At 73.9% G+C, this 23,999-nt stretch carries 25 protein-coding genes, 3 tRNA genes and 1 pseudogene; 25 read left to right on the top strand and 4 right to left on the bottom strand.

The annotated features are described in order from the left end of the window. The 6 genes and pseudogenes from ACFSJS_RS22165 to ACFSJS_RS22190 form a co-directional block, all read left to right on the top strand. Nucleotides 1–99 (top strand): annotated as a pseudogene (locus ACFSJS_RS22165) (ATP-binding protein); the annotation flags it as partial. A 226-nt stretch (nt 100–325) separates the two neighbouring features. Beyond that, a complete protein-coding gene (locus ACFSJS_RS22170) occupies nt 326–1,108 on the top strand; it encodes a fumarylacetoacetate hydrolase family protein (RefSeq protein WP_380903154.1) in 783 nt (260 codons plus the stop codon). Next, nucleotides 1,101–2,591, top strand: coding sequence for a glutamate--tRNA ligase (gltX, locus tag ACFSJS_RS22175; RefSeq protein WP_380903156.1), 1,491 nt, complete (start codon nt 1,101–1,103; stop codon nt 2,589–2,591). The genes ACFSJS_RS22170 and gltX overlap by 8 nt, the downstream gene beginning before the upstream one ends. A 424-nt stretch (nt 2,592–3,015) precedes the next feature. Next, nucleotides 3,016–3,087, top strand: a tRNA-Gln gene (locus ACFSJS_RS22180). A 25-nt stretch (nt 3,088–3,112) separates the two neighbouring features. Beyond that, nucleotides 3,113–3,185, top strand: a tRNA-Glu gene (locus ACFSJS_RS22185). Nucleotides 3,186–3,211: 26 nt separating this feature from the next. Beyond that, nucleotides 3,212–3,284, top strand: a tRNA-Glu gene (locus ACFSJS_RS22190). Nucleotides 3,285–3,488: 204 nt separating this feature from the next. On the opposite strand, the gene ndgR is transcribed toward ACFSJS_RS22190, so the two are convergent. After that, a complete protein-coding gene (gene ndgR, locus ACFSJS_RS22195) occupies nt 3,489–4,208 on the bottom strand; it encodes an IclR family transcriptional regulator NdgR (RefSeq protein ID WP_380903158.1) in 720 nt (239 codons plus the stop codon). A 152-nt stretch (nt 4,209–4,360) separates the two neighbouring features. Here ndgR and leuC point away from each other — a divergent pair, with 152 nt between their 5' ends. The 5 genes from leuC to ACFSJS_RS22220 all read left to right on the top strand — a co-directional run bounded on the left by leuC (nt 4,361) and on the right by ACFSJS_RS22220 (nt 7,920). Beyond that, on the top strand, nt 4,361–5,785 hold the full coding sequence (leuC, locus tag ACFSJS_RS22200; RefSeq protein WP_380903160.1) for a 3-isopropylmalate dehydratase large subunit: 1,425 nt from the start codon (nt 4,361–4,363) through the stop codon (nt 5,783–5,785). A gap of 8 nt (nt 5,786–5,793) precedes the next feature. Then, nucleotides 5,794–6,387, top strand: a complete 594-nt coding sequence (gene leuD, locus ACFSJS_RS22205) for a 3-isopropylmalate dehydratase small subunit (RefSeq protein ID WP_380903162.1) — start codon at nt 5,794–5,796, stop codon at nt 6,385–6,387. Between the two features lie 220 nt (nt 6,388–6,607). Continuing rightward, entirely contained in the window at nt 6,608–6,862 is a 255-nt protein-coding gene (locus ACFSJS_RS22210) for an SCO5555 family protein (RefSeq protein ID WP_380903164.1), read from the top strand. A 125-nt stretch (nt 6,863–6,987) separates the two neighbouring features. Next, complete coding sequence (locus tag ACFSJS_RS22215; RefSeq protein WP_380903166.1) at nt 6,988–7,608, top strand: HU family DNA-binding protein; 621 nt, start codon at nt 6,988–6,990, stop codon at nt 7,606–7,608. 108 nt (nt 7,609–7,716) lie between these two features. After that, nucleotides 7,717–7,920 (top strand): hypothetical protein, encoded by a 204-nt coding sequence (locus tag ACFSJS_RS22220; RefSeq protein WP_380903168.1) that lies wholly within the window; start codon nt 7,717–7,719, stop codon nt 7,918–7,920. On the opposite strand, the gene cofC is transcribed toward ACFSJS_RS22220, so the two are convergent. Further along, nucleotides 7,892–8,560, bottom strand: coding sequence for a 2-phospho-L-lactate guanylyltransferase (cofC, locus tag ACFSJS_RS22225; protein ID WP_380903170.1), 669 nt, complete (start codon nt 8,558–8,560; stop codon nt 7,892–7,894). The two genes, ACFSJS_RS22220 and cofC, sit on opposite strands and share 29 nt — an antisense overlap. A 134-nt stretch (nt 8,561–8,694) precedes the next feature. Between cofC and ACFSJS_RS22230 the strand changes: the two genes are divergently transcribed. The 3 genes from ACFSJS_RS22230 to ACFSJS_RS22240 are packed head-to-tail and all read left to right on the top strand — an operon-like array spanning nt 8,695 to nt 11,671. After that, nucleotides 8,695–9,492, top strand: a complete 798-nt coding sequence (locus ACFSJS_RS22230; protein ID WP_380903172.1) for a lysophospholipid acyltransferase family protein — start codon at nt 8,695–8,697, stop codon at nt 9,490–9,492. Continuing rightward, nucleotides 9,489–10,490, top strand: a complete 1,002-nt coding sequence (locus tag ACFSJS_RS22235; RefSeq protein WP_380903174.1) for an NAD(P)H-dependent glycerol-3-phosphate dehydrogenase — start codon at nt 9,489–9,491, stop codon at nt 10,488–10,490. The genes ACFSJS_RS22230 and ACFSJS_RS22235 overlap by 4 nt, the downstream gene beginning before the upstream one ends. A gap of 38 nt (nt 10,491–10,528) precedes the next feature. Further along, nucleotides 10,529–11,671, top strand: a complete 1,143-nt coding sequence (locus ACFSJS_RS22240; protein ID WP_380903176.1) for a D-alanine--D-alanine ligase family protein — start codon at nt 10,529–10,531, stop codon at nt 11,669–11,671. A gap of 288 nt (nt 11,672–11,959) precedes the next feature. Here the strand turns inward: ACFSJS_RS22240 and ACFSJS_RS22245 are convergent, their stop codons facing one another. Next, entirely contained in the window at nt 11,960–12,193 is a 234-nt protein-coding gene (locus ACFSJS_RS22245; protein ID WP_380903178.1) for an Lrp/AsnC family transcriptional regulator, read from the bottom strand. 266 nt (nt 12,194–12,459) lie between these two features. Here ACFSJS_RS22245 and ACFSJS_RS22250 point away from each other — a divergent pair, with 266 nt between their 5' ends. Together ACFSJS_RS22250 and thiD are read left to right on the top strand one after the other, a co-directional pair. Continuing rightward, entirely contained in the window at nt 12,460–13,404 is a 945-nt protein-coding gene (locus ACFSJS_RS22250; RefSeq protein ID WP_380903180.1) for a thiamine-phosphate kinase, read from the top strand. A gap of 44 nt (nt 13,405–13,448) precedes the next feature. Next, a complete protein-coding gene (gene thiD / locus ACFSJS_RS22255) occupies nt 13,449–14,255 on the top strand; it encodes a bifunctional hydroxymethylpyrimidine kinase/phosphomethylpyrimidine kinase (protein WP_380903182.1) in 807 nt (268 codons plus the stop codon). A 190-nt stretch (nt 14,256–14,445) separates the two neighbouring features. Here the strand turns inward: thiD and rpmB are convergent, their stop codons facing one another. Beyond that, entirely contained in the window at nt 14,446–14,631 is a 186-nt protein-coding gene (rpmB, locus tag ACFSJS_RS22260) for a 50S ribosomal protein L28 (protein WP_093662092.1), read from the bottom strand. A gap of 265 nt (nt 14,632–14,896) precedes the next feature. Here rpmB and ACFSJS_RS22265 point away from each other — a divergent pair, with 265 nt between their 5' ends. The 9 genes from ACFSJS_RS22265 to rnc all read left to right on the top strand — a co-directional run bounded on the left by ACFSJS_RS22265 (nt 14,897) and on the right by rnc (nt 23,906). Continuing rightward, entirely contained in the window at nt 14,897–16,618 is a 1,722-nt protein-coding gene (locus ACFSJS_RS22265; RefSeq protein ID WP_380903184.1) for a DAK2 domain-containing protein, read from the top strand. Nucleotides 16,619–16,746: 128 nt separating this feature from the next. Next, the gene (recG, locus tag ACFSJS_RS22270) at nt 16,747–18,927 is read left to right on the top strand and encodes an ATP-dependent DNA helicase RecG (RefSeq protein WP_380903435.1); all 2,181 of its coding nucleotides are present in this window, start codon (nt 16,747–16,749) and stop codon (nt 18,925–18,927) included. Between the two features lie 116 nt (nt 18,928–19,043). After that, nucleotides 19,044–19,577 (top strand): hypothetical protein, encoded by a 534-nt coding sequence (locus ACFSJS_RS22275; RefSeq protein WP_380903186.1) that lies wholly within the window; start codon nt 19,044–19,046, stop codon nt 19,575–19,577. A gap of 85 nt (nt 19,578–19,662) precedes the next feature. Continuing rightward, a complete protein-coding gene (gene rsmD, locus ACFSJS_RS22280) occupies nt 19,663–20,280 on the top strand; it encodes a 16S rRNA (guanine(966)-N(2))-methyltransferase RsmD (RefSeq protein ID WP_380903188.1) in 618 nt (205 codons plus the stop codon). A gap of 26 nt (nt 20,281–20,306) precedes the next feature. Next, nucleotides 20,307–20,786 carry a pantetheine-phosphate adenylyltransferase gene (coaD, locus tag ACFSJS_RS22285; RefSeq protein ID WP_380903437.1) on the top strand — a complete coding sequence of 160 codons (480 nt, stop codon included), beginning with the start codon at nt 20,307–20,309 and terminating at the stop codon, nt 20,784–20,786. A gap of 107 nt (nt 20,787–20,893) precedes the next feature. Next, nucleotides 20,894–22,069: a cell division initiation protein gene (locus tag ACFSJS_RS22290; RefSeq protein ID WP_380903190.1), complete on the top strand. Its 1,176-nt coding sequence runs from the start codon at nt 20,894–20,896 to the stop codon at nt 22,067–22,069. Nucleotides 22,070–22,217: 148 nt separating this feature from the next. Continuing rightward, complete coding sequence (locus tag ACFSJS_RS22295; RefSeq protein ID WP_380903192.1) at nt 22,218–22,877, top strand: YceD family protein; 660 nt, start codon at nt 22,218–22,220, stop codon at nt 22,875–22,877. Nucleotides 22,878–22,879: 2 nt separating this feature from the next. Beyond that, a complete protein-coding gene (gene rpmF / locus ACFSJS_RS22300) occupies nt 22,880–23,053 on the top strand; it encodes a 50S ribosomal protein L32 (RefSeq protein WP_031508259.1) in 174 nt (57 codons plus the stop codon). Nucleotides 23,054–23,072: 19 nt separating this feature from the next. Beyond that, complete coding sequence (rnc, locus tag ACFSJS_RS22305; protein WP_380903195.1) at nt 23,073–23,906, top strand: ribonuclease III; 834 nt, start codon at nt 23,073–23,075, stop codon at nt 23,904–23,906. Nucleotides 23,907–23,999 lie beyond the last annotated feature (93 nt).

Here is a 23,999-nt window from a genome sequence, read left to right on the forward strand (position 1 = left end):
GACGCGCCGATCATCACCACCGACGCCCGGCGGCGGGCGGAGGCCAAGAGCACGCTGATCACCCTGGTCGAGCACGCGCTCATGGCACGGCTGCGCTGACCGGATCCGAGGCCTTCGCCCCCGGATACCGCACGTACCCGCAGGACGCGCCGCCACACCCGCATCCCGGGCCCCGCACACCTCCCGTGTGCGGGGCCCGGACGCGTCCGCCGGTCCCCCGGCCTCGCCCGGCGGGGCGGCGAGACCGTGCGGCACGCCGGGACCGCACGGGGCTTACCCTGGAGTGTCATCTACCGTCCGTGATCAACGAGGGGCAGCACCACCCGTGCGCATCGCCAGGTTCTCCATCGACGGCAACGTCGCGTTCGGAGTCGTGGAAGGGGACGCCCGGGCCGGCGACGGCCTCGTCCTCGACATCATCAAGGGCCACCCCTTCGCCGAGTTCGAGCGCTCGGGCCGGCGCGTCCCGGTGGACAAGGTCCGCCTGCTGCCGCCCGTGCTGCCCAACAAGGTGGTGGCGATCGGCCGCAACTACGCCGAGCACGCCGCGGAGCTGGGCAACGAGGTGCCCGACGTCCCCGTCGCCTTCTTCAAGCCCTCCACCTCCGTGGTGGGCCCCGACGACCCGATCACCTACCCCTCCTTCTCGCAGGAGGTGCACCACGAGGCCGAGCTGGCCGTGGTGATCGGGCGCATGTGCAGCCAGGTCCCCCGGGAGCGGGTCGCGGACGTGATCCTGGGCTACACCTGCGCCAACGACGTCACCGCCCGTGACGTCCAGCGCACCGAGGACCAGTGGGCCAGGGCCAAGGGCTTCGACAGCTCCTGTCCGCTGGGCCCGTGGGTGGTCACCGACGTCGACCCGTCGGACCTGGCGATCATGTGCACCGTCAACGGCGAGCAGCGGCAGCTGGGCCGCACCAGCCAGATGGTGCGCTCGGTGGAGGACCTGGTCGTCCACGTCACCGAGGCGATGACGCTGCTCCCCGGGGACGTCATCCTCACCGGCACCCCGGCGGGTGTCGGACCCCTCACCGTCGGCGACGAGGTCGCCGTCACCATCGAAGGCATCGGCACTCTCACCAACAAGGTGATCAAGCGTGGCTAGCGCATCTGACGTACGCGTACGGTTCTGTCCCTCGCCGACCGGCAACCCCCACGTGGGCCTGGTCCGCACCGCCCTGTTCAACTGGGCCTTCGCCCGGCACCACGGCGGCACCTTCGTCTTCCGCATCGAGGACACCGACGCGGCGCGCGACTCCGAGGAGTCCTACGAGCAGCTCCTGGACTCCATGCGCTGGCTGGGCTTCGAGTGGGACGAGGGCCCCGGGGTCGGCGGGCCGCACGCCCCCTACCGCCAGTCCCAGCGGATGGACCTCTACGCGGACGTCGCCCGGAGGCTGCTGGAGGCCGGCCACGCCTACCGCTGCTACTGCACCACCGAGGAACTGGAGGAGCGCCGCGAGGCCGCCCGCAAGGCCGGCCGCCCCTCCGGCTACGACGGCAAGTGCCGCGACCTCTCCGACGGGCAGCGGGCCGCCTACGAGGCCGAGGGCCGCACCCCGATCGTCCGGTTCCGGATGCCGGACACGCCGATCACCTTCACCGACCTGGTCCGCGGCGAGCTGACCTTCACCCCGGAGAACGTGCCCGACTACGGCATCGTCCGGGCCAACGGCGCCCCGCTGTACACGCTGGTCAACCCGGTCGACGACGCGCTGATGGAGATCACCCACGTCCTGCGCGGCGAGGACCTCCTGTCCTCCACCCCGCGCCAGATCGCCCTGTACCGGGCGCTGGCCGAGATCGGCGTCGGCAACGGGAGCATCCCGGAGTTCGGGCACCTGCCGTACGTGATGGGGGAGGGCAACAAGAAGCTCTCCAAGCGGGACCCGCAGTCCTCGCTCAACCTCTACCGCGAGCGGGGCTTCCTCCCCGAGGGCCTGCTCAACTACCTGGCCCTGCTCGGCTGGTCGCTCGCCGAGGACCGGGACATCTTCTCGATGGACGAGATGGTCGCGGCCTTCGAGATCGGCAGCGTCAACGCCAACCCGGCGCGCTTCGACCTCAAGAAGTGCGAGGCGATCAACGCCACCCACATCCGCGAGCTGGACACCAAGGACTTCATCGCCCGCTGCGAGCCGTGGCTGAGGGCCCCGCACGCCCCATGGGCGCCGGAGAGCTTCGACCGCGCCGCCTTCGAGGCCCTGGCCCCCCTGGCGCAGACCCGCCTGACCGTCCTGTCGGACATCACCGCCAACGTCGACTTCCTCTTCCTGGCGGAGCCGGTGGAGGACGAGGCGTCGTGGAACAAGGCCATGAAGCCCGGAGCGGACGCCCTGCTGCGCACGGCGCGGACGAGGCTGGCGGAGGCCGAGTGGAGCGCCGAGGCGCTCAAGGAGGCCGTCCTGGCCGCCGGCGAGGAGCACGGCCTGAAGCTGGGCAAGGCACAGGCCCCGGTCCGCGTGGCCGTCACCGGCCGCACCGTCGGCCTGCCGCTCTTCGAGTCCCTGGAGGTCCTGGGCCGGGAGCGGACCCTGGCCCGCGTGGACGCCGCCCTGGCGAAGCTGGAGGCGCAGGCGCAGGCCTGAGAGGCCGGGAACCCCGCGGGGGGACCGGGGCACGGTGCGAGTGCCGCAGGAGGAGGCCGGGAGCCAGGCTCCCGGCCTCCTCCCGTGTCCCCGGGCCCGCTCCTCCCGGGTGCGGGCCACGGGTCGCCCGGCCCCCGCAGAAGCGGTTCCCGGCCCGGCCGCCACGGCCGGGCCGGAGTCGCGGGGCCGCCACGGAGCCGGGACCGCGCGGCCGCACGACGCGGCAGGCCGGGCCGCGGGCGGGGTGCGGGCGGGGTGCGGGAAAGGGGGCGCCGACACAGCCGACCGGCCCGGCGGGAACCCGTTTTGGAGCATGGACCGCCATCGGGTAATGTTCTTCCTGTCGCCGGGCGGGACGGGCCGAAAGGCCGGGAAACGCAAGGCGATCACCCGAACGAAATCCTCGCAAGAGGTTGAGTTCTGGTGGGGTATGGTGTAATTGGCAGCACGACTGATTCTGGTTCAGTTAGTCTAGGTTCGAGTCCTGGTACCCCAGCGCGATCTTCCCAGCGAGATCTCAAGCCCCCGTTGTGTAGCGGCCTAGCACGCCGCCCTCTCAAGGCGGTAGCGCCGGTTCGAATCCGGTCGGGGGTACTCGGTCCCTCGGGACCGAAGCTGGGGCCCCCGTTGTGTAGCGGCCTAGCACGCCGCCCTCTCAAGGCGGTAGCGCCGGTTCGAATCCGGTCGGGGGTACGGGAGAAAAGGGAGAGGCCCTCCGCTTCGGCGGAGGGCCTCTCCTCGTTCTCCGGCACCGTCCGGTGATCGGTCCCACACCCCGTGGCGCCGCGCCGGCTCGTCCCCAGCCGCCGGCCGCCGCGGACAGGGCGCGGCGGAGCGGCCGGGAAGGCGGTGCGAGGGGGCCGGGCCGAGGGGCGGGCACTCCGCCCGGCCCGCCGCTCAGCCCCCGTTGCGGCGCAGCGCCTCGGTGAGGCGGTTGGCGGCCTCCACGATGGACTGGGCGTGCATCCTGCCCGGGTGGCGGGTCAGCCGCTCGATGGGTCCGGAGACCGACACGGCCGCCACCACGCGGTTGGAGGGGCCGCGCACGGGGGCGGAGACCGAGGCGACACCGGGCTCGCGCTCGCCGATGGACTGGGCCCAGCCGCGCCGCCGTACGCCCGACAGGGCCGTTGCCGTGAACCGGGCGCCCTGCAGGCCGCGGTGCAGCCGCTCCGGCTCCTCCCAGGCCATGAGGACCTGGGCCGCCGAGCCCGCCTTCATCGGGAGGGTGGAGCCCACGGGGACGGTGTCCCGCAGTCCGGACAGCCGCTCCGCCGCCGCCACGCAGATGCGCATGTCGCCCTGGCGCCGGTAGAGCTGCGCGCTCTCCCCGGTCACGTCGCGCAGGTGCGTGAGCACCGGGCCCGCCGAGGCGAGCAGGCGGTCCTCGCCCGCGGCGGCGGCCAGCTCGGCCAGCCGCGGGCCCAGGATGAACCGGCCCTGCATGTCGCGGGCCACGAAGCGGTGGTGTTCCAGTGCCACCGCGAGCCGGTGCGCCGTGGGGCGCGCGAGCCCGGTCGCCCCGACCAGCCCGGCGAGGGTGGCCGGACCGGACTCCAGAGCGCTCAAGACCAGAGCCGCCTTGTCGAGTACGCCGACGCCGCTAGAGTTGTCCATGCAACGATACTCGCGTCTCACATTACGAAACGCAAGTTCAATTTCCCGCGGGACCCGCCAAGCTGGAGTGACGGTCGCCACCTCCGCCCCGCGGAGGCGGCGGCATGGACGCCGAGACGTGGCCGGCAACGCGGCCGGCCGGAGGGAAAGCGATGGGACGGACACTCGCGGAGAAGGTCTGGGACGACCACGTCGTCCGGCGCGCCGAAGGCGAGCCCGACCTCCTCTTCATCGACCTGCACCTGCTGCACGAGGTCACCAGCCCGCAGGCGTTCGACGGGCTGCGCAAGAGCGGGCGCCGGGTGCGGCGGACCGACCTCACCATCGCCACCGAGGACCACAACACCCCGACCCTCGACATCGACAAGCCCATCGCGGACCCGGTCTCGCGCACCCAGCTGGAGACGCTGCGCAAGAACTGCGCGGAGTTCGGCGTGCGGCTGCACCCGCTCGGCGACGTCGAGCAGGGCGTCGTCCACGTCGTGGGACCGCAGCTGGGACTGACCCAGCCGGGCATGACCGTGGTCTGCGGCGACAGCCACACCTCCACGCACGGCGCCTTCGGCGCGCTGGCGTTCGGCATCGGAACCAGCCAGGTCGAGCACGTCCTGGCCACCCAGACGCTGCCGATGGCCCCGTTCAAGACCATGGCCATCACGGTCGACGGCGAACTGCCCGAGGACGTGACCGCCAAGGACCTGATCCTGGCGATCATCGCGCGGATCGGCACCGGCGGCGGCCAGGGCTACGTCATCGAGTACCGCGGTGAGGCCGTCGAGAAGCTGTCGATGGAAGCGCGGATGACCATCTGCAACATGTCCATCGAGGCCGGCGCCCGGGCCGGCATGATCGCCCCGGACGAGACCACGTTCGCGTACCTCGCCGGCCGCGACCACGCGCCGAAGGGCGCCGACTGGGACGCGGCCGTGGAGTACTGGCGGACCCTGCGCACCGACGACGACGCCGTCTTCGACCACGAGGTCGTCATCGAGGCGTCCGAGCTGGCGCCGTTCGTCACCTGGGGCACCAACCCCGGGCAGGGCGCGCCGCTGAGCGCCTCGGTGCCGGACCCGGCCTCCTTCGCCGACCCCAGCGAGAGGCTGGCCGCGGAGAAGGCGCTGGAGTACATGGGGCTGGAGCCCGGCCGGCCGCTGCGCGAGATCGCCGTGGACACCGTCTTCGTCGGCTCCTGCACCAACGGCCGGATCGAGGACCTGCGCTCGGCCGCGGCCGTGCTGGAGGGCCGCAGGGTCGCCGACGGGGTGCGGATGCTCGTCGTACCCGGTTCGGTGCGCGTCGCCCTCCAGGCGGTGGAGGAGGGGCTGGACAAGGTGTTCACCGCCGCCGGCGCCGAGTGGCGGCACGCGGGCTGCTCGATGTGCCTGGGCATGAACCCCGACCAGCTCAAGCCGGGGGAGCGCTCCGCGTCCACCTCCAACCGCAACTTCGAGGGGCGGCAGGGCAAGGGCGGCCGCACCCACCTGGTCTCCCCGCAGGTCGCCGCCGCCACGGCCGTGCTGGGCCGACTGGCCTCGCCCGCCGACCTGTCCGACGCAGTCCAGCCCGCGGGAGTCTGAGGAGAGCCATGGACGCCTTCACCACCCACACCGGCCGCGCCGTTCCGCTGCGCCGCTCCAACGTCGACACCGACCAGATCATCCCCGCGCACTGGTTGAAGAAGGTCACCCGCGACGGCTTCGAGGACGGCCTGTTCGAGGCTTGGCGCAAGGATCCGCAGTTCGTGCTCAACCGGCCCGAGCGGCAGGGCGCCACCGTGCTGGTGGCCGGCCCCGACTTCGGCACCGGCTCCTCGCGCGAGCACGCCGTCTGGGCGCTGCAGAACTACGGCTTCAAGGCGGTGATCTCCCCCCGCTTCGCCGATATCTTCCGGGGCAACTCGCTGAAGAACGGCCTGCTCACCGTCGTCCTGCCGCAGTCGACGGTGGACGCGCTGTGGGAGCTGACCGAGGCCGACCCGGCGGTGGAGATCACCGTCGACCTCGTCGGGCGCAAGGTCACCGCCCCCGGCGTGGAGGCCGACTTCGAGCTGGACGAGAACGCCCGCTGGCGGCTGCTGGAAGGGCTGGACGACATCAGCATCACCCTCCGCCACGAGGACGCCATCGCCGCCTACGAGGCCGGACGCCCCCCCTTCAAGCCGCGGACCCTCACGGTCTGAGCGGCGCGCGGACGCCCGCACGGCGCGGATGTGCCCCCGGTCCCGCAGGACCGGGGGCACATCCGCGCGGGGGCGTGGAAAACCCGGTGCGCCTCGGCCGTCCGGGCCAAGTACCGGCCGCCGGCACCGAGTCGGAGGCCGGTGCGGCCGTCCGCTCCGGCCTTCCGCGGGCGTTGGCCCCTCCCGGGTGACAACTCGCCGTCAATGGCACAATCGGTGCATGGACAGCGACGGTCAACTCCCCTTCTACGACCTCGTCGCCGCTCGTCTGAAGGATGCGCACTCCAGGGTGCGCCGGCTGCACGCGCCGGAGGACGTGCGCAGGGCGCTCGCCCGCAGGCTGCTGGTCATCACGGCGGCCGCCAAACACGATCCGTCCGGTGCGGCTCGGAGGCTGGAGCGCTTCATGGCGGACCTCGGCGCGGACGGACTTCCCGCGTGGCAGGAGGATCCGCGCACCGACAGAAGCGCGTGATGGTCGATTTTGTTGCGACACAAGGGTGATTCGCACGTTTCGCGTTTGATTTGCGGTAAATATCTGCCTAACGTGCGAAAAAGCTCGGACAGATTCGTTCTGGCAATGCCTCCGAAGGGGAAGACGTGAACAAGGCGCAGCTCGTTGAAGCAATTGCCGACAAGCTCGGCGGACGGCAGCAGGCCGCCGACGCGGTGGACGTGGTGCTGGACGCGATCGTCCGCGCGGTCGTCGCCGGGGACCGGGTCTCGGTCACCGGATTCGGCTCGTTCGAGAAGGTCGAACGTCCGGCCCGCTACGCCCGCAACCCCCAGACCGGTGAGCGTGTCAGGGTCAAGAAGACCTCCGTCCCGCGCTTCCGCGCCGGGCAGGGCTTCAAGGACCTGGTGAGCGGCGCCAAGAAGCTTCCCAAGAACGACGTGGCGGTCAAGAAGGCACCCAAGGGCAGCCTCTCGGGCGGCACCGCCACCCGCAAGGCGACGGCGAAGAAGGCGGCGGCCAAGAAGGCCGCCCCGGCCAAGAAGGCGGCCGCCACCGCCAAGAAGGCCGCCCCGGCCAAGAAGACGGCCGCCACCGCCAAGAAGGCCGCCCCGGCCAAGAAGACCGGCGCGGCCAAGACGACGGCGAAGAAGACGGCCGCCAAGAGCACCACGGCGAAGAAGTCCGCCGCCAAGAAGGCCCCCGCCAAGAAGTCCTCCGGCCGCAGGACCTCCGCGCGCAAGAGGGCCGCCGCCCGCAGGAAGTGAGACGGGCCCGCCGGCCGCGCCGGACCGGGCTCGGGCGGAGCCCGGTCCGCGGTCCGTCCGGACGGCTGCGGCCCTGCGGCGGTGCCCGCTTCCCCTAGGCTCGTCGCCATGCAGGCCACCGCGTACACCTACGATCCCGAGACCCGCAGCGGCAGTGTGCTCCTCGACGACGGCACGCCCCTCCCCTTCGACTCCGCCGCCTTCGACGCGGGCGGCCTGCGGCTGCTGCGCCCGGGACAACGGGTGCGGATCGAGACCGGCGGCGAGGGCCCCGACCGCCGGATCACGCTGGTGACGTTGCAGACGTTCTGAGGGTGTGCGGGCCCACGCCCAGGGCCAGCGCCGCCGCCAGGTCCTCGCCGGTGTCCACGTCCAGCCGGACGCTCTCCACGTCCGGCAGCCTCATCTCCACCGCCCCCGAGGCCAGGTGCCCGGCCCGCGAGGCGCCCCCGAAGGCCGGGGCCAGAGCGACGCCGCCGACCGCGGCGAGCAGGGTGGTGCCCACCCCGGCGGCATCGGCCAGGAACGACCGCCGGTGCGCCCGCGCCGCCCCCAGCACCCGCGCCAGTTCGGCCGGCCGCAGCGCCGGCAGGTCCGCGTTGAGCGCGGCCACCGGAGCGCCGGGGCGCTCCGCCCGCACCACCGCCTCGCCGTGCTCCAGCGCGGGGTTCAGTCCGGCGCCGGGGACGTCGGGCACGATCCGCGCCCCCAGCGCGGCCAGCTCCGCCCCCGCGAGCGGGTCGTCCGTGACGACCACCACACCCTCCACCGCCGGACAGGCCGCGGCCGCGGCCACGGTGTCCTGGGCGAAGGCGAGGGCCAGGCGGGGCCGCAGCTCCTCGCCGGCCGCCGCGGCCAGCCTGCTCTTGGCCCGGGACAAGGGGCGCAGGGGCACCACCAGCGTCCAGTCGGCCCTGGTCTGCGGTGTGTCGTCACGATGCATCGGCACCATTCTCCCCCCGCCGCCGGATCCGTCCGCCGCCCGCGGGGTTACGGTGTGCTCGACAGGGCGGCGACCCGGGGCGACACTTGTGCGGTCGTTCCGGCGGTGTGTGCGCCGCAGCAGCAAGAGGAGATGGTGTCCCGGTGTCCCGCCGCAGAATCGGCTTCTGGTACCGCCTCGCCGCGGTCCTGGCGAAACCGCCCCTGGTGGCGCTGTTCAAGCGGGAATGGCGGGGAATGGAGCACATTCCGGCCGAGGGCGGATTCATCACGGTGGTGAATCACAACTCCTATCTCGACCCGCTCTCCTACGCGCACTTCCAGTACAACACCGGACGCGTCCCCCGCTTCCTCGCCAAGGAATCCCTGTTCGGCAGCGGGTTCGTCGGCGCGGTGATGCGCGGCACCGGGCAGATCCCGGTCTACCGCGACTCCGTCGACGCGGCCAACGCCTTCCGCGCCGCCGTGGAGGCGATCAACAAGGGCGAGTGCGTGGCCTTCTACCCCGAGGGCACCCTCACCCGCGACCCCGACATGTGGCCGATGGAGGGCAAGACCGGTGCCGCCCGTGTCGCGCTGCTCACCAGGGCCCCGGTCATCCCCGTCGCCCAGTGGGGCGCCAACGAGGCCGTGCCGCCGTACGCGAAGAAGGACAGGGTGCGGCTCTTCCCGCGCAAGACGTTGAAGGTGCTGGCCGGGCCGCCCGTCGACCTCTCCCGGTTCTACGACCGCGAGCCCACCGCGGAACTGCTGCGCGAGGTCACCGACGTCCTGATGGACGCGATCACCGAGCTGCTGGTCGAGCTGCGCGGTGAGCCCGCGCCCGCCCGGCGCTACGACCGCCGCAGGGCCCTCGCCGGCGACCGGCGCGAGCCGGTCGCGCGCGCCGGGGCCGGGGACACCGCCGGGAACGAGACGGCCGCCGAGGGGGAGCAGGCGTGACGCGAGTCGCCGTCTACGGCACCGGATCATGGGGCACCGCCTTCGCGATGGTGCTGGCCGACGCGGGCTGCCAGGTGACCTTGTGGGGGCGCCGGGCCGAACTGGCCGAGGCGGTCAACACCACCCGCACCAACCCCGACTACCTGCCGGGCGTCACGCTCCCCGAGACCGTGCGGGCCACCACCGATCCCGCCGAGGCGGCCGAGGGCGCCGAGTTCGCGGTGCTGGCCGTGCCCTCCCAGACCCTGCGCGGCAACCTCGCGCAGTGGAAGCCGCTGCTGTCCGCCGACACCGTGCTCGTCTCCTTGATGAAGGGGGTCGAACTGGGCACCGCCAAGCGGATGAGCGAGGTCGTCGAGGAGGTCGCCGGGGCCGGCCCGGAGCGGATCGCCGTGCTCAGCGGCCCCAACCTCGCCCGCGAGATCGCCGAACGCCAGCCGGCCGCCTCCGTGGTCGCCTGCCGTGACGAGGAGGTGGCCCGCAGGCTCCAGGCCGCCTGCCACACCCCCTACTTCCGCCCGTACACCAACACCGACGTCGTCGGCTGCGAGCTGGGCGGTGCGGTGAAGAACGTCATCGCGCTGGCGGTGGGCATCGCCGACGGCATGGGACTGGGCGACAACGCCAAGGCGTCCCTGATCACCCGCGGGCTGGCCGAGACCACCCGGCTGGGCCTGGCCATGGGCGCCGACGCGCACACCTTCGCCGGACTGGCGGGCATGGGGGACCTCGTCGCCACCTGCTCCTCCCCGCTGTCGCGCAACAACACCTTCGGCCGCAGCCTCGGCCGGGGGAGGACGCTGGAGGAGACCATCGCCGCCACCCGGCAGACCGCCGAGGGCGTCAAGTCCTGCGAGTCGGTGCTGGACCTGGCCCGGCGGCACGGCGTCGAGATGCCCATCACCGAGACGGTCGTCGGCATCGTCCACGAGGGCAAGCCGCCGCTGGTCGCGCTGAAGGAACTGATGTCCCGCAGCGCCAAAGCCGAGCGCCGCTGACCGACGACAGCCCGCACGTTAGGTAATCTCGACCGGATATGAGCAGCCAGTCCTCTCCCCAGAACCCCCGGCCGCGCGTCGCCGTCGTCTTCGGCGGCCGCAGCTCCGAGCACGCGATCTCCGTGGTGACCGCGGGCGCCGTCCTGCGCGCCATCGACCGCACGGCGTACGACGTCCTGCCGATCGGCATCACCGCGGACGGCCGCTGGGCGCTGACCGCCGACGACCCCGAGCGGATGGCCATCACCGGCCGCACGCTCCCCAGCGTCGAGCAGCTCGCCGAGTCCGACAGCGGCTCGGTGCTGCTGCCGGCCGAGCCCGCCAACCGGGAGGTCATCTACACCGAGCCCGGCTCGGTGCCCAAGGTGCTCGGCGAGGTCGACGTCGTCTTCCCCATGCTGCACGGCCCCTACGGCGAGGACGGCACGCTCCAGGGCCTGCTGGAGCTGGCCGGGGTGCCCTACGTCGGGTCGGGCGTCCTGGCCTCGGCGGTCGGCATGGACAAGGAGTACATGAAGCGGATCTTCGCCTCCTTCGGCCTGCCCGTCGGCCCGTACACGGTGGTCCGGCCGCGCGAGTGGGAGCGGGACGAGACGGCGGCCCGGAAGAAGATCGTGGACTTCGCCGGCGACCACGGCTGGCCCGTCTTCGTCAAGCCCGCCCGGGCCGGCTCGTCCTTCGGCATCACCAAGGTCGACGACCTGGCCGCCCTGGACGAGGCGATCGCCGAGGCGCGGCGCCACGACCCCAAGATCATCGTCGAGTCCCTGCTGCGGGGCCGCGAGATCGAATGCGGCGTCCTGGAGTTCGAGGACGGCCCGCGCGCCAGCCTCCCGGCCGAGATCCCCCCGGCCACCGCCCACGACTTCTACGACTTCGAGGCCAAGTACATCGACTCGGCCGAGGGCGTCGTGCCCGCCCCGCTGACCGAGGAGCAGACCAGGCAGGTGCAGGAGCTGGCGGTGCGCGCCTTCGACGCCGCCTCCTGCGAGGGACTGGTCCGTGCCGACTTCTTCCTGCTGGACAGCGGCGAGTTCGTCATCAACGAGATCAACACCATGCCCGGCTTCACCCCCATCTCCATGTACCCGCGCATGTGGGAGGCGAGCGGCGTGAGCTACCCGGAACTGGTCGACCGCCTGATCAGGGCAGCGCTGGGCCGCTCCACCGGCCTGCGCTGAGGCGCGTCCACCCGGTGAGCCGCTCGCCGCGCCGGGCACCTGCCCCGGCGCGGCGGCGCCCGCCCTCCCGCGGGCGGCGCACCGCACCCCGGCCGCGACCCGCGGCCGCCCGTCCACGCGCCCGGAGCGGACCGCCGGCGCGCACCGTCACCGCGGGAAACGGCGGCGGCCGTGATGTGCGAGGCCGCCGCGGCGCTCGGTGTGGTGGGACCGGCCGCGCGAACGACAGGAGGGCCGTCCGCGGTGACCGGCGGGGCGAGCAGCTCACCGGATGGACGCACGGGAGGGCTACAGGTGCACGACCGGGCAGGTCAGGGTGCGGGTGATGCCCTCCACGTGCTGGATCCTGGCCACCACCATCCGGCCCAGGTCGTCCACCGTGTCCGCCTGCGCGCGCACGATCACGTCGTAGGGGCCGGTCACGTCCTCGGCCTGGACCACTCCCGGGATCCCGCCGACGATCTCGGCGACGGTCGAGGCCTTGCCGACCTCGGTCTGGATCAGGATGTACGCCTGTACCACGGAACCTCCAGGGCGGCCACGAGGATCATGTGGGAAGAAGGGACGCCACGGTACCGCGTCGCCGGTGCCACCGGGGAGACCCGCACCGCCGGCGGGCGCGGCAGGAGGACGGCGGCGGGGGCCGGAACGGGGCGGCGCACCCCGGGGGCGGCCCCGGCGGTACCGTTCGAGCGCACACACGAAGGGGCACGACGATGCTGAGTACTCCCGGAGGGCAGCCTCCCCCTCACTTCTCCGGGGGCGTTCCCAGGACCCCCGGCCGGACCGTGGGGGAGCTCGGGGAGTTCGGGCTGATCCGGGAGCTGACCTCGCGGATCACCCCCACCCCGGCCGTGCGGATCGGTCCGGGCGACGACGCGGCCGTGGTGGCGGCACCCGACCGGCGCGTCGTGGCCAGCACCGACCTGCTGCTGGAGGGGCGCCACTTCCGCCGCGACTGGTCCACCGCCTACGACGTGGGCCGCAAGGCGGCCGCGCAGAACCTCGCCGACATCGCCGCCATGGGAGCCGCGCCCACCGCCCTGCTGCTCGGCCTGGTCGTCCCGGCCGAACTCCCGGCGACCTGGCCCGCCGAGCTGATGGACGGCCTCCACGACGAGTGCCGGGTGGCGGGTGCGGCCGTGGTCGGCGGGGACGTGGTGCGCGGCGACACCATCACCGTGGCGATCACCGCCCTGGGCGACCTCCAGGGCCGCGAACCGGTCACCCGCTCGGGGGCCCGGCCCGGCGACTTCGTCGCGGTCACCGGCTGGCTGGGGTGGTCGGCGGCCGGGTACGCGGTGCTCGCCCGGGGCTTCCGCTCCCCGCGCGCCTTCGTCGAGGCCCACCGCCGTCCCGAGCCGCCCTACCACGCGGGCCCCGCGGCGGCCGGGCTGGGCGCCACCGCGATGACGGACGTCAGCGACGGGCTCGTCGCCGACCTCGGGCACGTCGCCGAGGCGAGCAGGGTCCGCATCGACATCCGGACGGCCGCCCTGGACGTCCCCGCCCAGATGTCCGACATCGGCCAGGCCGTGGGCGTCGACCCGCTGCGGTGGGTGCTCACCGGGGGAGAGGACCACGCCATCGTCGCCACCTTCCCGCCCGGCACCAAGCTGCCCGCCCGCTGGCGCCGCGTCGGCGAGGTGCTCCACCCCTCGGCGACGCCGCAGGTGACGGTGGACGGCGCGCCGTGGACGGCGGGCGGCGGCTGGGACCACTTCGGGGACTGAGGCCCCCCGGGCCGGCGCCGCGCGCCCGGCCGTAGGCTGCCGCCATGCGTACACCACCACCGCGGGTGCTCACCGTCGCCGGGTCCGACTCGGGCGGCGGGGCGGGCATCCAGGCCGACCTGAAGACCATGCTGGCGCTGGGCACCCACGGCATGAGCGTGCTCACGGCCGTCACCGCGCAGAACTCCCTGGGCGTGCAGGGCGCCTGGGAACTGCCCGCCGAGGCGGTGCGGCAGCAGTTCCGCAGCGTCGTGGACGACATCGGGGTGCAGGCGGTCAAGACCGGCATGCTGGCCACCGCCGAACTGGTCGGGACGGTCGCGGACCTGCTCGGCGGGCTCACCGTCCCCGTGGTCGTCGACCCCGTCGGAGTCTCCAAGCACGGCGACCCCCTGCTGGCGGCCGAGGCGCTGGAGGTGGTCCGCACCGAGCTGCTGCCCCGGGCCACCGTCGCCACCCCCAACCTGGACGAGGTCGCCCAGCTCACCGGCGTACGGGCCGAGACGGAGGACGACCTGCGGCGCGCCGCGGAGGCCGTCCTGGCGTACGGGCCCGGGTGGGCGCTGGTCAAGGGCGGCCATCTGAAGGACGCGGAGGCGGTGGACCTGCTCACCGACGGCACCGTCGAGCACTGGCTGCGCGCCCCGCGCCACGACAACCGCCACACCCACGGCACCGGCTGCACCCTGGCCAGCGCGATCGCCGCCCTGCTGGCTCGGGGACTCCCCGTGCCCGAGGCGGTCGAGGGGGCCAAGGAGTACGTGACGGGGGCCATCGCCGCGGGGTTCGCCCTCGGCGGGGGCATCGGGCCGGTCGACCACGGCTGGCGCCTGGACGCAGGGCGGGGGTAGGAGCGCGTCACCTGCGGGCCGGCGCGCTGCGGCACACCGGCCGCCCCGGCCTCCGGAGGTCTCCCCGGACACGCCGAGAAGCCGGTCCACACGAGGTGGACCGGCTTCCGTGGACCGGCAGTGGCCGCGCTGGGCGGTGCGTCAGCGCGGGACCGGGTCTTCCCCGCTGCGGCGGGGAGAGGTCAGGCGCTCAGCGCGAGACCTTGCCGGCCTTGATGCACGAGGTGCACACGTTGAGCCGCTTCGGCGTCCGACCGACCATCGCACGCACGCGCTGGATGTTGGGATTCCAACGGCGGGACGTACGGCGGTGCGAGTGCGAGATGTTGTTGCCGAAGCCCGGCCCCTTGCCGCAGACGTCGCAGTTGGCAGCCACGGGTCACTCCAAAGACTTCAGATGCACTTACAGTGAAATCCCGGCGTCGGCAGGATCAAGGGATGACCGGCACTGCCAGGGAATTGAATAGAGCCCGACACGGGTCAGGCAACCGGTCCAGCATACCCCGGCCGCCGGGTGAGGAGGAAATCCCCCCGCTCCGCCGCCGCGGCCCCGCCACCGGGCCGCCGCCGCGGCGGCACTAGCCTTCGCCCGTCGCCGCTGTCCACCGGCCGTCCGGCCGCAGCCCCCAGGAGGCCCGTCCGTGCCGCAACCGCTCGACGCCGCCGCGGTGCGGGACTGGTGCGCCCAGGCGCTCGACGCGCTGGGCCGCAACCGCGAGACGATCGACGCGATCAACGTCTACCCCGTGGCCGACTCCGACACCGGCACCAACCTCTACCTCACCGTGGAGTCCGCCGCCCGGGCCGTGGAGGCGGCCTGCGCGGGGCGGCCCACCCCGGCGCAGGCGGTCCGGGCCATGGCCCACGGAGCGCTGATCGGCGCGCGGGGCAACTCCGGCACGATCCTGGCGCAGCTGCTGCGCGGCATGGCCGACGAGCTCGGGGCGCGGGAGGACGGCGGCCGCGGCCGCGGGGAGGCCGCGGGCGCGGCGGAGGACGACGCCGAGCTGCTGCGGTGCGCGCTCCGCCGGGCCGCCGACTCGGCCCGTGCGGCGGTGGCGCACCCCGTGGACGGGACCGTCCTCACGGTCGCCGACGCCGCCGCCGAGGGCGCCCGGGACGCCGGCGGGGACTGCGCCGCGGTGGCCCGCGCCGCCTGGGCGGCGGCCCGGGCCGCCCTGGACGCCACCCCCGGCCGGCTGCCGGTGCTCGCCCGCGCGGGCGTGGTGGACGCGGGCGGGTACGGCCTGGTCACGGTCCTGGGCGCCCTGGTGGGGGCGCTCTGCGGGGAGCGGCCCGCGGACCCGCCCGCCGGCGCCTCCCGGGCCCCCGCCCCCGGGGTGCCGCAGCCGCCGTGCCGGGAGGCGCGGGAGTCGGGGGCGGCGGAGGGCGCTCCCGCCGCCGGCTGCGGGACCGGCGGGGCCGCGGACGGCGCGGACGCCTCCGGCGGCCCGGCCTACGAGGTCGTCTACCTGCTGGAGGCCGACGACGCCGCCGTCGGCGCCCTGCGCGCCCGGCTGGACGCCCTCGGCGACAGCCTGGTGGTGGTCGGCGGCGACGGACTGTGGAACGTCCACGTCCACGTGGACGACGCCGGTGCCGCCGTGGAGGCCGGCATCGAGGCGGGCCGCCCCTTCCGCATCGGCATCACCCACTTCGGCGGCGCGCCCGGCCGGCGCGCCGGGCACGCCGCCGGCCCGCCCCCGCCCCGCGCCGTGGTGGCGGTGGTGCCCGGGGACGGGCTCGCCGAGCTGTGCGCCGAGGCGGGTGCGACGACCGTCACCGTGCGCCCCGGGGAGCCGCCCGCCAGCGGAGAGCTGGCGCAGGCGCTGCGGCGGACGGGCGCCCCCGAGGTCGTCCTGCTGCCCAACGACCCCGAGCTGCGGCACACCGCCGCCGCGGCCGCCGAGCAGGCCCGCTCCGGGGGGCTGAGGGTCGCCATCGTCCCCACCCGCTCACCGGTGCAGGGCATCGCGGCGCTCGCCGTCCACGAGCCCGGCCGCCGCTTCGACGAGGACGTCGTGGCCATGACCGCGGCCGCCGGGGCCACCCGGTACGGCGAGGTGTGCGTCGCCGAGCGGCAGGCGTGGACCACGGCCGGGGTCTGCCAGGCCGGGGACGTCCTGGGCCTGATCGAGGGGGACGTGGCGCTGATCGGCGCGGAACCGGCCGCGGTGGCCGCGGCCGTACTGGACCGGATGCTCTCGGGCGGCGGGGAGCTGGTCACCCTGGTGGTCGGCGCGGACGCCCCGGAGGGGCTGGCCGCGCACCTGGAGGAGCACGTGAGGCGGTCCCACCTGGCCGTCGACACCCTCGTCCACGAGGGCCGGCAGAGCGGGCCGCTGCTCATCGGCGTGGAGTGACGGGGCGCCGTGCCTCCGCTGTCGGTGCCGTGGTGTGCAATGGGGGCGTGCCCGAGCTGGAGAAGACCCGGAAAGACCCCCTGACGGAGCCGCTGAGGACGGTGCTCGGCGGTACCACCGCGAAGGTGATGGCCGAGCACCTCGGCCTGGACACCGTCGGCGACCTGCTGCACCACTACCCGCGCAGGTACGCCGAGCGCGGCGAGCTGACCCGCCTCGCCGACCTGCCGCTGGACGAGCACGTCACCGTCGTCGCCCAGGTCGCCGACGCCCGGGTGCACACCTTCAACCACGGGCGCGGCAAACGGCTGGAGGTCACCCTCACCGACGGCAGCGGCCGCCTCCAGCTGGTCTTCTTCGGCCGGACGGTCCACCACCACCACCGGGAGCTGCTGCCCGGCCGCCGCGGGATGTTCGCCGGCCGGGTCGGGGTCTTCAACCGCAGGCTCCAGCTCTCCCACCCCGCCTACGAACTGCTGGGCGCCGACAGCGGCGCGGACGCGGTGGACGCCTTCGCCGGGCGGCTGATGCCGATCTACCCGGCCTGCAAGCAGATGGAGTCCTGGAAGATCGCCAAAGCCGTCGCCACCGTCCTGGACGCCCTGGAGGCCACCGGCTGGGCCGGGGTCGCGGATCCGCTGCCCGCCGCGCTGCGCGCCGAGCGGGGCCTGCCCACCCTGCCGGAGGCCCTGGAGAAGGTCCACCGGCCGCGCTCCAAGGCCGATCTGGAGCAGGCGCGGGCCCGCCTGAAGTGGGACGAGGCGTTCGTCCTCCAGGTCGCCCTGGCCCGCCGCCGCCTCGCCGAGGACCAGTTGCCCGCGGTGCCCCGCACACCGCGCGAGGGCGGTCTGCTGGACGCCTTCGACGCCCGGCTGCCGTTCACCCTCACCGACGGGCAGCGGGCCGTCAGCCGGGAGATCTTCGACGACCTGGCCGGCGAGCACCCCATGCACCGGCTGCTCCAGGGCGAGGTCGGTTCGGGCAAGACGCTGGTGGCGCTGCGCGCCATGCTCGCGGTGGTGGACGCGGGCGGGCAGGCCGCGATGCTCGCCCCCACCGAGGTCCTGGCCCAGCAGCACCACCGCTCGATCACCGAGATGATGGGCGAGCTGGCCGAGGGCGGGACGCTGGGCGGCGCCGAGCACGCCACCAAGGTGGTGCTGCTCACCGGTTCGATGGGCGCCGCGGCCCGCCGCCGGGCCCTGCTCGACCTGGCCACCGGTGAGGCCGGGATCGTGATCGGCACCCACGCCCTGATCGAGGACAAGGTCCGCTTCCACGACCTCGGCCTGGTCGTGGTCGACGAGCAGCACCGCTTCGGCGTCGAGCAGCGCGACGCCCTGCGCTCCAAGGGGAAGCAGCCCCCGCACCTGCTGGTGATGACGGCGACGCCCATCCCGCGCACCGTGGCGATGACCGTCTTCGGCGACCTGGAGACCTCCGTGCTGGACCAGCTCCCGGCCGGTCGCTCGCCCATCGCCAGCCACGTGGTGCCCGCCGCCGAGAAGCCCCACTTCCTGGCGCGCGCCTGGGAGCGGGTGCGTGAGGAGGTGGCGGCCGGGCACCAGGCGTACGTGGTCTGCCCCCGCATCGGCGACGAGGAGGAGCGGGAGGCCGCGGACTCCGGCCGCGGGGCGAAGGACACCGGCGGGGGGAAGGGGGCCGACGGGGACGGCGGCGCGGACGGCGAGCGCCGCCCGCCGCTGGCCGTCCTCGACATCGCCGGGCAGCTCGCCGACGGACCTCTGAAGGGGCTGCGCGTCGCGGCGCTGCACGGCCGGATGCAGCCGGACGCCAAGGACGAGGTGATGCGCCGCTTCGCCGCGGGGGAGGTGGACGTCCTGGTGGCCACCACCGTCATCGAGGTGGGTGTGAACGTCCCCAACGCCACCGTGATGGTGATCATGGACGCGGACCGCTTCGGCGTCTCCCAGCTCCACCAGCTCCGCGGCCGGGTCGGGCGCGGCAGCGCGCCGGGACTGTGCCTGCTGGTCAGCGAGGCGCCCGAGGGCTCCCCGGCCCGCGCCCGGCTGGGGGCGGTCGCCGCCACGCTGGACGGCTTCGAGCTCTCCCGGATCGACCTGGAGCAGCGCCGCGAGGGCGACGTGCTGGGCCAGGCGCAGTCCGGCGCCCGCTCGTCGCTGCGGATGCTCGCCGTCATCGACGACGAGGAGGTCATCGTGGCCGCCCGCGAGAAGGCGACCGCGATCGTCTCCGGCGACCCCGGTCTGGAGCGGCTGCCCGAGCTCCGCGCCGCCCTGGACGCCCTGCTCGACGAGGAGCGCGAGGAGTACCTGGAGAAGGGCTGAGCCGCGTCCCGCAGGTGTTCACGGAGCGTCACTGTCAGTGGTGGACGGGAGAATCGAGGTGTTCCGGACCGGTCCGCACGGGGATCGGTCGGCCTGGACCACTGGGGGCTGCTTCCATGGCATTCAAGCACCTGAACGAACTGCCGCTCGGCGACAAGGTGTTCCGCATCGAGCTCGCCAGCGACGACGACTCCACCGTGACCCTCTCCCTGACCGGGTGGCACGAGGACGCCCCCGACCGGCCCCTCGCCTCCGGCGAGCTGTCCCTGCCCCTGGCCGAGGTGCCCGCGCTGCGGATCGCGCTCAACCGCGCCCTGCGGGCCCTGGCCCTCGTCGCCGACGTCGCCGAGCCCATCCCCGACCGGGACGTGCTGCGCGAGCTCTTCCCCGGCCACGGCGCCCCCTGGGTGCCCCAGCACGAGGAGGACCTCGCCCAGCGGTTCCACGCCGGCGAGACGATCGCCCGGATAGCCGCCCGCTTCGGCCGCACCCCGGACTCGGTGCGCACCAAGCTGCGCGAACTGGGCCACGACCCGCGCCACCCCGAGTACTGCCCGCCCGACGGCTGCCTGTCCTGGTCGCGCTACGCCTCGCCCGCCCTGGTGGGCGCCTCCGACGGCTCGGCCCGGGAGGGACGCGCGGCGGGCTGACGCCTCCGGCGGCGCCTATCGTGGTGGTCGGCGGTCCGAGGGCCGCCGACCACCGCCGCCCCAGTACCCGAGGAACGATGCAGCGATGACCCGCGTGATCGCCGGAGCCGCCGGAGGCCGCCGGCTGGCGGTGCCGCCCGGCCAGGGCACGCGCCCGACGTCCGACCGGGCCCGCGAGGGGCTGTTCTCGACCTGGGAGTCGCTGCTGGGCCCGCTGGCGGGCCTGCGGGTGCTCGACCTGTACGGGGGCTCGGGCGCGGTCGGCCTGGAGGCGCTCTCGCGCGGCGCGGCCCACGTGCTGCTGGTCGAGTCCGACGCCCGGGCGGCGCGCACCATCCGCCGGAACATCCGGGAGTTGGGTCTGCCCGGCGCCGAGCTGCGGCAGGGGCGGGCCGAGCAGGTGGTGCGCGGACCCGCTCCCGCCGAGCCGTACGACCTGGTCTTCCTCGACCCACCGTACGCCGTCGCGGACGGTGACCTCCGCGAGATCCTTCTCACACTCGGCTCCGGGGGGTGGATCGCGGACGACGCCCTGGCCACCGTGGAACGCAGCACCAGAGGCGGCGAATTCCGCTGGCCTGAAGGGTTCGAGGGGCTGCGCTCCCGCCGCTACGGCGAGGGGACGCTCTGGTACGGTCGCGCCGCCGAACGCGCCGGCAGGACCGGCGGTACCGGCGAACAGGAAGCCGCCGAAGCACCATGACCCGCACGGAGAGCGAGGAGACGCCAGTGCGCCGCGCCGTCTGCCCGGGGTCCTTCGACCCCGTCACCAACGGACACCTCGACATCATCGCCCGCGCCTCCAAGCTCTACGACGAGGTGTACGTCGCGGTGATGATCAACAAGTCCAAGAGGGGCCTGTTCACGGTCGAGGAGCGCATCGACCTGATCCGCGAGGTGACCGGCGACTACGGCAACGTTCGGGTCGAGGCCTTCCACGGACTGCTGGTGGACTTCTGCAAGCAGCGCGACATCCCGGCCATCGTCAAGGGCCTGCGCGCGGTCAGCGACTTCGACTACGAACTGCAGATGGCCCAGATGAACAACGGGCTCTCCGGCGTGGAAACGCTGTTCGTGCCGACGAACCCGGCCTACAGCTTCCTCTCCTCCAGCCTGGTCAAGGAGGTCGCGGCCTGGGGCGGGGACGTCGCCCACCTGGTTCCGCCCGTCGTGCTCGAGGCCCTGCGCAGCCGCCTCACCCGTCCCTGAACCGGCCGCGCGTCCCGCACCCGCCCGGTCGGCCCTCCCCGGCCGCGCCCGGCCCGCTTGCGGCATCCGGTGTCGCACAGGCCCGTGGTGCCCGTACAGTCGCTTCCGTGGACGTACAGCAGAAACTCGACGACATCGTCGCGGCGGTCGAGAGTGCCCGCTCCATGCCCATGTCGGCCTCCTGCGTGGTCAACCGCGGGGAGTTGCTGGCGATGCTGGAGGAGGTGCGGCAGGCACTGCCCGGCTCGCTGGCCCAGGCGCAGGAACTGCTCGGCGGCCGGGAGCAGATGATCGCCGAGGCCCGGCAGGAGGCCCAGCGGATCATCGATTCCGCGCAGGCCGAGCGCGGTTCGCTGGTCTCCGGCACCGAGGTCGCCCGCCGCGCCCAGGAGGAGGCCGACCGCATCCTCGCCCAGGCCCGCCAGGAGGCCGAGGAGATCAGGGCCGAGGCCGACGACTACGTCGACAGCAAGCTCGCCAACTTCGAGGTCGTGCTCAGCAAGACCATCGGTTCGGTCGACCGGGGGCGCGAGAAGCTGCTCGGCCGCGCCCCGGGCGCCGCCGGGTACGGGGAGGAGGAGGAGGGCGAGGACGTCCCCGAGCGCTCCGCGGACCCCGAGGAGCTGCGCCGTCGCGCCGACTCCTACGTGGAGGCCCAGTTCCGCGCGTTCGAGGCGGTGCTGGCCAAGACGCTGGAGGCCGTCGGACGCGGCCGCCAGAAGCTCACCGGCCACCGGCCCGTCGACGAGCTGGGCGCCCACCTCGCGGCCCAGGACGAGCAGGGCGCGCAGCAGAGCGACGCCGACTACCTGGCCGACCTCGCGGCCGCGGCCCAGAGCCCGGCCCCCGCCGCGGCCCGGCAGCACCCCCGCCCCGCGGAACCGGCCCCCCCGCCGCAGCCGGCCTACGAACCGCCCCAGCCGGCCGCCGATCCGTACGGCTACGGGCAGCCGCAGGAGGCCGGGCAGCCGCAGGACGGCTACGGCTACCCCCAGCACTACGGGCAGCAGGACCCGTACGGCTACCAGCAGCAGGCCCAGCAGCCCGCCTACGAGCCGCAGCAGGCCGGCTACCAGCAGCCGGCCGCCGATCCGTACGGCTACGGGCAGCCGCAGGACGGCTACGGCTACCCCCAGCACTACGGGCAGCAGGACGGGGTGCCCGCCCTGCCGCCGTACCAGCCGCAGCAGGCCCAGCAGCCCGCGGCGCTCGACGAGACCAGCTTCTTCGACACCAGCATGATCGACATGGAGCAGATCAGGCAGTACGAGCAGGGCCGCTGACCGCGGCGCCGGGCCGGGACGGCTCCGGCCGGGCCCGACCGTCCGCCCGGATTGGGCCCCGGGCGGACCGTCCAGTATCCTGGCCATTCGGTCGTGGTACGCCCGCGACGTTCGGCTGCCCACAGCACATGGACGATGGAGTCAGCCGGTGTCAGACCGTAGAAAGCAGGAAGCCCTGAACGCCCCCCTCGACCCCCGTTCCCCCCTCGTGCTGGACACGCGCGAGCTGGGGCGTCGTCCCGGTACGCTCAAGGAGTTCTCCCGCACGGTTCCGGCCCCCAAGGACCTCGGCATCGAGGTCATCGGAGTGCCGGAGGGCGCTCCCGTGGAACTCGACCTCCGCCTGGAGTCGGTCATGGACGGGGTGCTCGTCACGGGCACCGCTCGTGCGCCGCTCACGGGGGAGTGCGTAAGGTGTCTGGAGCCGCTGGAGCAGGAGTGCGAGGCGGACTTCCAGGAACTGTTCTCCTACCCCGACGCCGACGACCGGAGCCGCTTCGCGGACACCGGCGACGACGCCGAGGACGAGGAGACGTTCCGGCTCGAGGGCGACCTGCTCGACCTCGAGCCCGTGCTGCGCGACGCGGTGGTGCTCTCACTGCCGCTGCAGCCGGTGTGCCGGGAGGACTGCCCCGGACTGTGCCCCCGCTGCGGGGCGCGGCTCGCGGACGATCCCGACCACGACCACAACGAGGCCGTCGACATCAGGTGGGCGGCCCTCGAAGGACTCGCCGGCTCCATGCGGGACGGCGGGGAGGCAGAAGACAACGAACCCCGCAGCGACGGGGACGAACCACAGGAGAAATAGCCGTGGCTGTTCCGAAGCGGAAGATGTCGCGCAGCAACACGCGCCACCGCCGGTCGCAGTGGAAGGCTGCGGTCCCCACCCTGGTGAAGTGCGAGCGCTGCCAGGAGCCCCGTCAGCAGCACATCGCCTGCCCGAACTGCGGCACCTACAACCGCCGCCAGGTCCTCGAGGTCTGATCGGCGGGTGACGGGCTCCATGTCAGACGCCACTACGCCTGGAGGCTCCCCCCGCCGTGACGGGGGTGAGGCGGCGGCGCAGGAGGGTCTGGTGGACGCGGCCTCGTCCCTCACGCTCCTGGAAGGGCGGCTCGGGTACCAGCTCGATGCCGCCCTTCTGACACGTGCGCTGACGCACCGCAGCTACGCGTACGAGAACGGCGGTCTGCCCACCAACGAGCGCCTGGAGTTCCTCGGGGACTCCGTCCTGGGGCTGGTGGTCACCGACACCCTCTACCGCACCCACCCCGATCTGCCCGAGGGGCAGCTCGCCAAGCTGCGTGCCGCCGTGGTCAACTCGCGCGCCCTCGCGGGGGTCGCACGCGGCCTCGACCTGGGCGCCTTCGTCCGGCTCGGCCGGGGCGAGGAGGGCACCGGGGGGCGGGACAAGGCGTCGATCCTCGCGGACACCCTGGAGGCCGTGATCGGCGCGGTCTACCTGGACCGGGGACTGGAGGCGGCGAGCGAGCTGGTGCACCGGCTCTTCGACCCGCTGATCGAGAGGTCCTCCAACCTCGGCGCCGGGCTGGACTGGAAGACCAGCCTCCAGGAGCTGACCGCGGCCGAGGGCCTCGGTGTCCCGGAGTACCTGGTCAGCGAGACCGGCCCCGACCACGAGAAGACCTTCACGGCTGCCGCCCGCGTCGGTGGTGTCGCGTACGGCACCGGCACCGGCCGCAGCAAGAAGGAAGCCGAGCAGCAGGCGGCCGAGGCCGCCTGGCGCGCGATCCGGGCCGCCGCCGACGGCGGCGGGGACGGGCGGGAGGGCGACCGGAACGGCACCGCCGAGCAGGCCGCCGAGAAGGTCTCCTGACGGTCCCGGACCGGGCTCCGCCACCCGTACACGATCCGCGCCGACGCCCACCCGCCCGGAACAGGGGCGGGTGGGCGCGCCGTTCCACCGAAC

Source organism: Streptomyces desertarenae (genome assembly GCF_042681365.1).
Taxonomy (GTDB): domain Bacteria; phylum Actinomycetota; class Actinomycetes; order Streptomycetales; family Streptomycetaceae; genus Streptomyces; species Streptomyces desertarenae.

What these genes read in the sequence shown, in the direction of transcription:
- recG (WP_380903435.1), top strand. Translation starts at nt 16,747, where the DNA reads ATGGCCGAGCACCTCGGCCTGGACACCGTCGGCGACCTGCTGCACCAC.
- leuD (WP_380903162.1), top strand. Translation starts at nt 5,794, where the DNA reads ATGGACGCCTTCACCACCCACACCGGCCGCGCCGTTCCGCTGCGCCGC.
- ACFSJS_RS22210 (WP_380903164.1), top strand. Translation starts at nt 6,608, where the DNA reads ATGGACAGCGACGGTCAACTCCCCTTCTACGACCTCGTCGCCGCTCGT.
- rnc (WP_380903195.1), top strand. Translation starts at nt 23,073, where the DNA reads ATGTCAGACGCCACTACGCCTGGAGGCTCCCCCCGCCGTGACGGGGGT.
- ACFSJS_RS22220 (WP_380903168.1), top strand. Translation starts at nt 7,717, where the DNA reads ATGCAGGCCACCGCGTACACCTACGATCCCGAGACCCGCAGCGGCAGT.
- ndgR (WP_380903158.1), bottom strand. Translation starts at nt 4,208, where the DNA reads ATGGACAACTCTAGCGGCGTCGGCGTACTCGACAAGGCGGCTCTGGTC.
- ACFSJS_RS22240 (WP_380903176.1), top strand. Translation starts at nt 10,529, where the DNA reads ATGAGCAGCCAGTCCTCTCCCCAGAACCCCCGGCCGCGCGTCGCCGTC.
- cofC (WP_380903170.1), bottom strand. Translation starts at nt 8,560, where the DNA reads ATGGTGCCGATGCATCGTGACGACACACCGCAGACCAGGGCCGACTGG.
- thiD (WP_380903182.1), top strand. Translation starts at nt 13,449, where the DNA reads ATGCGTACACCACCACCGCGGGTGCTCACCGTCGCCGGGTCCGACTCG.
- rsmD (WP_380903188.1), top strand. Translation starts at nt 19,663, where the DNA reads ATGACCCGCGTGATCGCCGGAGCCGCCGGAGGCCGCCGGCTGGCGGTG.
- ACFSJS_RS22275 (WP_380903186.1), top strand. Translation starts at nt 19,044, where the DNA reads ATGGCATTCAAGCACCTGAACGAACTGCCGCTCGGCGACAAGGTGTTC.
- leuC (WP_380903160.1), top strand. Translation starts at nt 4,361, where the DNA reads ATGGGACGGACACTCGCGGAGAAGGTCTGGGACGACCACGTCGTCCGG.